Annotated in this window: 1 protein-coding gene; it reads right to left on the minus strand. The window is 39.3% G+C overall.

The annotated features are described in order from the left end of the window. Positions 1–89: 89 nt before the first annotated feature. On the minus strand, positions 90–860 hold the full coding sequence (gene sufC / locus QZ359_RS08635) for a Fe-S cluster assembly ATPase SufC (RefSeq protein ID WP_000114489.1): 771 nt from the start codon (positions 858–860) through the stop codon (positions 90–92). Positions 861–1,067: the final 207 nt, after the last annotated feature.

Genomic DNA, 1,067 nt, shown 5'->3' on the forward strand with positions numbered 1-1,067 from the left:
TCAGCCAACCAGCTTGGTTCAGCGTGCATTTCTGAAAAAAGTTTAATAGTTTCTTTAGTCATTTACTTCTCCTAAAAGATACGAGGGAATTACAATTCTTCCTTGTAGTCGTAGCCAAGTTCTTCAGCTAGTTTTGCGTATCCTTCACGTTCCAAACGAGCAGCCAATTCTGGACCACCTGAAAGGACAACACGACCTTCCATCATGACGTGTACCACATCAGGTGTGATGTAGTTCAAAAGACGTTGGTAGTGAGTGATAATCATAGCACCAAAACCTTCACCACGCATGGCATTAACACCTTTAGAAACAACTTTAAGGGCATCAATATCAAGACCAGAGTCAATCTCATCCAAAAGGGCAAAAGTTGGTTCCAACATCAAAAGTTGAAGAATCTCATTACGTTTTTTCTCACCACCAGAGAAACCTTCGTTGAGGTAACGCTCAGCCATTTCTTCTTTCATGTTGAGCAATTCCATCTTCTCATCCAATTTAGTGATAAACTCACGAACTGAGATCTTTTCATCGTCTTCTTTACCAGCATTCATAGCTGCACGAAGAAACTCAGCGTTAGTAATACCAGGAATTTCTGATGGGTATTGCATAGCAAGGAAAAGTCCCATACGTGCACGCTCGTCCACTTCCAACTCAAGGATATTTACGCCATCAAACAAGACTTCACCTTTGGTAACTTCATAGTTTGGATTTCCCATGATAGCGGCAGAAAGAGTCGATTTACCAGTACCATTTGGTCCCATGATAGCGGCGATTTCTCCTGTTTTCAGGGTCAGGTTAACCCCTTTTAAAATTTCTTTTCCTTCAATCTCGACGTGAAGATCTTTGATCTCTAATACTGACATGATAATTCCTTTCTTTTTTAAGACCTTTACAGTTCTTACTGGAAACATACTTGATTTCCCTAGAAAATACGGTAAAAGGTCAATAAATATACTTTTATAGTATAACAAAAAAAAGCCTAAAAGGCTTTGATTTTGTCTAGAAGCTGAGGACTAGTCTTTTCCTTTCAAGTGTTGGTCAATGACATCTACTATTTTCCCCATCAAGTA

Source organism: Streptococcus sp. (assembly GCF_019414905.1).
Classification (GTDB): domain Bacteria; phylum Bacillota; class Bacilli; order Lactobacillales; family Streptococcaceae; genus Streptococcus.